Here is a 5,946-nt window from a genome sequence, read left to right on the forward strand (position 1 = left end):
TGCAGGAGCCGCTGGAGCCGCAGGAGCGGCTCGACCGCATCGTGCGCGACATCGCTTCCAACATGGTCGCCGAAGTCTGCTCGCTCTATGTGCTGCGCGCCGACTCGGTGCTCGAACTCTACGCCACCGAGGGTCTGAACCCCAACGCCGTCCACCTGGCGCAGCTCCGGCTCGGGCAGGGCCTTGTCGGCACGATCGCCGCCAGCGCGCGGCCGCTCAATCTCTCCAACGCGCAGGAGCATCCGGCCTTCGCCTACCTGCCGGAGACGGGCGAGGAGATCTACAATTCCTTCCTCGGCGTGCCGGTGCTGCGGGCAGGGCGCACGCTGGGCGTGCTGGTGGTGCAGAACAAGACCATGCGCCATTATCGCGACGACGAGGTCGAGGCGCTCGAAACGACGGCGATGGTGATCGCCGAGATGATCGCCACCGGCGATCTCGCGCGCCTGACCAAGCCGGGGCTGGAGCTCGACCTGCGCCGCCCGGCGAGCTTCACCGGGCTCTCCTTCAACGACGGCGTGGGCCTCGGCCATGTCGTGCTGCACGAGCCGCGCATCGTCGTCACCAACCTGTTCAACGAGGACAGCGAGGAGGAAGTGCGCCGGCTCGACCGTTCGCTCGGCTCGCTCAGGCTCTCGATCGACGACATGCTGGAGCGCCGCGATGTCGCCTTCGAGGGCGAGCATCGCGAGGTGCTCGAGGCCTACCGCATGTTCGCCAATGATCGCGGCTGGGTGCGGCGGCTGGAAGAGGCCATCCGCAACGGCCTGACGGCGGAGGCGGCGGTCGAAAAGGTGCAGAGCGACATGCGCGCGCGCATGCTGCACATGACCGATCCTTATCTGCGCGAGCGGATGAGCGATTTCGACGATCTTGCCAACAGGCTGCTGCGCCAGCTGATGGGACGGGGCCCGGAGGATGTCGCGGCATCGCTGCCCAAGGATGCCATCATCGTTGCCCGATCCATGGGGGCGGCCGAGCTGCTCGACTATCCGAGAGACAAGCTTCGCGGCCTGGTCCTGGAGGATGGCGCGGCGACCAGCCATGTCGTCATCGTGGCGCGCGCCATGGGCATTCCCGTTGCCGGCCAGGTGAAGGGCGCCGTGTCGATGGCGGAAAACGGCGATGCCATCATCGTCGACGGCGAGGAAGGCACGATCCACCTCAGGCCGCAGTCCGATCTCGAGGCCGCTTACGCCGAAAAGGTCCGGTTCCGGGCGCGGCGGCAGGAGGTCTATCGCGAACTGCGCAAGAAGCCGTCGATGACTAGGGACGGCGTCACGGTCGACCTGTTGATGAATGCGGGCCTGGCCGTCGACTTGCCGCAGCTGACCGAATCGGGTGCTGCCGGCATCGGCCTGTTCCGCACCGAGCTGCAGTTCATGGTCGCATCGACCTTCCCGCGCGCCGAAGCGCAGGAACGGCTCTACCGCGACGTGCTCGACGCGGCGCGCGGCAAGCCGGTCACCTTCCGCACAATCGATATCGGCGGCGACAAGGTGCTCCCTTACTTCAAGGGCGCGCTGCAGGAAGAAAACCCCGCGCTCGGCTGGCGGGCGATCCGGCTGACGCTCGATCGTCCCGGCCTGCTCCGGACCCAGATCCGGGCGCTGCTCAAGGCGAGCGGCGGGCGCGAGCTGAAGCTGATGCTGCCCATGGTGACCGAACTTTCCGAGATCGCGCAGGCGCGCGAGATCATCGATCGCGAGGTCAGGCACCTGTCGCGCTTCGCCCACCACCTGCCGACCAGCCTGAAGCTCGGCGCGATGCTGGAAGTGCCGTCGCTGCTGTTCCAGCTCGACGAGTTGATGAAGGCGGTCGATTTCGTTTCGGTCGGCTCGAATGACCTGTTCCAGTTCGTCATGGCCGTCGATCGCGGCAACACCCAGCTTGCCGACCGCTTCGACACGCTGTCGGCGCCGTTCCTGCGGGTGTTGAAGCAGATCGCGGACGCCGGCGCGCGCAACCATACGCCGGTGACGCTGTGCGGCGAGCTGGCCGGAAAGCCGATCTCGGCAATGGCGCTCATCGGCCTCGGCTTCCGTTCGATCTCGATGTCGCCGGCCTCGATCGGCCCGGTCAAGGCGATGCTGACCGAGCTGCCGCTGCGCGAGTTGCAGACCTTCTTCAAGGACAATCTGATGGCTCCCGCCCAGGGAACGCCGATGCGGGCGTTGCTGCAAGCGTTTGCAGACGATCGCTCGATTCCGCTCTAGATTCACGTGAGGGCGGTCCGCAAATGTCGATTTTCTGCGCTTCCGGTGCTCATGTACCTAAATGTACATTCCGCTCCGGTTCTCGAAACTCGTCATTTTCGACGCGCCCTGACGTGAATCCCACCGAAGTACCAAGACCATGATCAACCTGCCCCGCGACCGTATGGATCAAGTCGTCAAGCGTTTCGACATGCTCGAGGCGCAAATGTCGGCCGGGCCGTCGGCCGATGCTTACGTCAAAATGGCCTCAGAGTATGCCGACATCCAGGAGATGGTCGGCAAGATCAGGGCATTGCGCGCGGCCGAGCAGGAACAGGCCGATCTGGAGGCGATGCTTGCCGACAAGGGCACCGACGCCGAGATGCGGGCGCTGGCGGAGGCCGATCTGCCCGAGGTCAAGGAGCGCATCGAGGCGCTGCAGAAGGACATCCAGATCCTGCTTCTGCCCAAGGACGCGGCCGACGAGAGGAACGCGATCCTGGAAATCCGCGCCGGCACCGGCGGCGACGAGGCCGCGCTGTTCGCCGGCGATCTCTTTCGCATGTATGAGCGCTATGCCGCCTCGCGCGGCTGGCGCTTCGAGGTCGTGTCGGCCAGCGAAGGCGAGGTCGGCGGTTACAAGGAAATCATCGCCTCGGTGTCGGGCAAGGGCGTGTTCGCGCACCTGAAGTTCGAATCCGGCGTGCACCGTGTGCAGCGCGTGCCGGAAACCGAAGCCGGCGGGCGCATCCACACCTCGGCGGCGACGGTGGCCGTGCTGCCCGAGGCCGAAGAGGTCGATATTGAAATCCGCGCCGAGGATATCCGCATCGACACGATGCGCGCCTCGGGCTCCGGCGGCCAGCATGTCAACACCACCGATTCGGCGGTGCGCATCACCCACCTGCCGACCGGCATCATGGTGGTGCAGGCGGAGAAGTCGCAGCACCAGAACAGGGCGCGCGCCATGCAGATCCTGCGCGCCCGGCTTTATGACCTGGAGCGCAGCCGGGCAGACGAGGAGCGCTCGGAGTCACGCAAGTCGCAGGTCGGCTCGGGCGACCGCTCGGAGCGCATCCGCACCTATAATTTTCCGCAGGGGCGCGTCACCGACCACCGCATCAACCTCACGCTCTACAAGCTCGACCGGGTGATGATGGGCGAGCTCGACGAGGTGGTCGACGCGCTGATCGCCGACCACCAGTCGAAGCTCCTTGCCGACATGAGCCTTGATGGCTGAGCCGCTGCCCGCCGCGCTCGGGCCGTTGCTGCGCGCGGCGCGGGAACGCCTTGCCGCCGCCGGCGTTGCAGATCCCGCGCTCGATGCCAGGCTGATCGTCGAGCATTTCTCCGGTACGACACGCACACATGCCATCGCCGAGCCGGGCCAGACGATCGGACCATCAGCCCTCTTGGCGGTTGAAGCGGCCCTGAGACGTCGCGTCGCAGGCGAGCCGGTGCACCGCATCCTCGGCTTTCGCGAATTCTATGGCCTGCGGCTGTCGCTCTCACCGGAAACGCTGGAGCCGCGACCCGACACCGAAACACTGGTCGACGCTATTCTCCCCTTTGCCAAAGCGACGGCCGAAAGGCTCGGCGAGTGCCGCATCCTCGACCTGGGCACGGGTACTGGGGCCATCGCGCTGGCCCTGCTCAGCGCCGTTCCGGCTTCGGTTGCGAGCGGCGTCGACATTTCCTCCGGCGCGCTGTCGACCGCAACGCTCAACGCGCAGGATCTCGGGTTTGACCGGCGCTTCCAAGCCTTGCATTCCAACTGGTTCGAAAAAGTTTCGGGGCGATACCATGTAATTGCCGCGAACCCTCCCTATATTCCAAGCGAAGAGATTGGAAATCTGCAGGACGAGGTCCGCGATTTCGACCCTCGCCGGGCCCTGGATGGCGGCGTGGACGGCCTGGACCCCTATAGGGTCATCGCCCGTGAGGCGGAAAGATTTCTGGAAGCGCAAGGCAAGGTAGCGGTCGAGATCGGCTACACGCAGAAAGACGAAATCACCGGGATATTCGCGGCAGCCGGCTACAGGCTTGTCGAGGCACGTCGCGATCTCGGCGGAAACGACAGAGTTCTGGTGTTTGAGCGTTGAAACCCCTGATGCAGTGCGAAAAAACGCTTGGCAACGCCGGGGAATGTGGCTAGGGTCCGGCTTAACCGGATGAGACGAAGCAGGCAGTGCTCTTAGCGATTCGGTTTTCCTTGGAAATAGCTGCCTTCTTGCGCAAACGACGCCGAAGCTTCGTGCGGGAATCGTCCGGCAAGTGATGTAACCGGAACAGGATGGGACGTGGCGCCAACGCAATCGATGCGGGCGAACGCCGGTGAAAATACGAAACGGCTGGCTGCATGAGCGCCACCGTTCGTGACAAGCTTTTTGAAAATTTCACGTTGAAGAGAGTCGAATGAGGCCACAACAGCAGAACAGGCGCATGCGCGGTCGCAACAACAATGGCGGCGGCGGTGGCAACAACAACAACCGCAAGGGACCCAATCCCCTCACGCGCACCTACGAGAGCAACGGTCCGGACGTGAAGATCCGCGGATCGGCTCAGCAGATCGCCGAAAAATACGCCACACTTGCCCGTGACGCGCAAAGCTCCGGTGACCGGGTGATGGCGGAGAACTATCTCCAGCACGCCGAACATTACAATCGCATTATTGCCGCCGCGCAGGCGCAGATGCCGATCCAGAACGTTCAGCAGAACCGCGACGATTTCGACGACGACCTCGACGAGGATCGCGACGAATTCGACAGCGCCGGCAATTCCAATGGCGCCGAGACGCCGGCCGCAGCGAACGGCTCCGGGCCGCAGCCGGTGATCGAAGGCACGCCGGCCGAGCTCGCCTACAACCAGGAAAACGGCCGCGAGAACAACAGCCGGCGCGACAATGGTCAACGCGACGGGGGTCAACGTGAAGGTGGCCAACGCGACAACAATGGCCGCGACAGGCATCGCGATCGCCGCAATGGCGGCGGCTATGGCCAATACGGCCAGAACAGTCAGCGTGGCGACAACGGCCAGCGTGGCGAAGGCCAGCGCGGTGAGTCTGGCGGCCAGCAGCTCGACCCGAACCGCCGTGACGATGCGCAGGCGCAGCCGGAAGGCCCCGCCGTGGTCGGCACGCCCGCCGAGACGGCCGAGCCCGCGCCGCTGTTCGACAGCTTTTCGCCGGCAGCCCTCGCTGCCCAGGCCGAGCGCAACGAGGCAGCCGCGGACAATGGCGGCGGGCGCCGGCCGAGGCGTCCGCGCCGCCCGCGCGGTGGTGGAGACCAGCAGGCCAACGGCCCCGAGCAGGGTGAGGTCGAGCAGGCAGACAGCAGCCCGGTCGAGGCGCGCAATATCCCCGACAACGGCCATGTCGCGACCGACAATGGCCACGTTGCCGCTACCGAAGAAGCCAATGCGGCGCCGAGCCAAAACACCGCCGGCGAAACCGCAGGCGCGGGCGAACCGACGGGCGCCAACGAACCCGTGAACGCCGACGCCAACAACTGATCCTGGCGCTATTTCAGGTATTTGAACGGCGGAGAGACATCTCCGCCGTTTTTGTTTGTGCGCCTGTCGAATAATATGCACGCGCCGATATCGAGACGTCTTGAGAGCCTGCGCCCCCTGCACCATATCTCGGCTGAACAGGGCCCGGCTCGAATGAGCGGGTCCGTCACCGCAATCTGATCCGGTGCCGCAAAGCGGGCCGGTGATGGAAGGAGACAGATATGAATCTTGAAAAATACTC

At 65.0% G+C, this 5,946-nt stretch carries 4 protein-coding genes; all 4 read left to right on the forward strand.

The features are described from left to right. A partial coding sequence (gene ptsP, locus Q0L57_RS03865; protein ID WP_296738350.1) for a phosphoenolpyruvate--protein phosphotransferase occupies positions 1 to 2,216 on the forward strand: 2,216 nt, incomplete at its 5' end. Between the two features lie 139 nt (positions 2,217 to 2,355). Beyond that, positions 2,356 to 3,435, forward strand: coding sequence for a peptide chain release factor 1 (gene prfA / locus Q0L57_RS03870; protein WP_296738353.1), 1,080 nt, complete (start codon positions 2,356 to 2,358; stop codon positions 3,433 to 3,435). Beyond that, positions 3,428 to 4,297 (forward strand): peptide chain release factor N(5)-glutamine methyltransferase, encoded by an 870-nt coding sequence (gene prmC / locus Q0L57_RS03875; RefSeq protein ID WP_296738356.1) that lies wholly within the window; start codon positions 3,428 to 3,430, stop codon positions 4,295 to 4,297. The genes prfA and prmC overlap by 8 nt, the downstream gene beginning before the upstream one ends. 313 nt (positions 4,298 to 4,610) lie before the next feature. Next, positions 4,611 to 5,705, forward strand: a complete 1,095-nt coding sequence (locus Q0L57_RS03880; protein ID WP_296738359.1) for a DUF4167 domain-containing protein — start codon at positions 4,611 to 4,613, stop codon at positions 5,703 to 5,705. Positions 5,706 to 5,946: the final 241 nt, after the last annotated feature.

The sequence above is a fragment of the Mesorhizobium sp. genome, assembly GCF_024509055.1.
Lineage (GTDB): Bacteria > Pseudomonadota > Alphaproteobacteria > Rhizobiales > Rhizobiaceae > Mesorhizobium.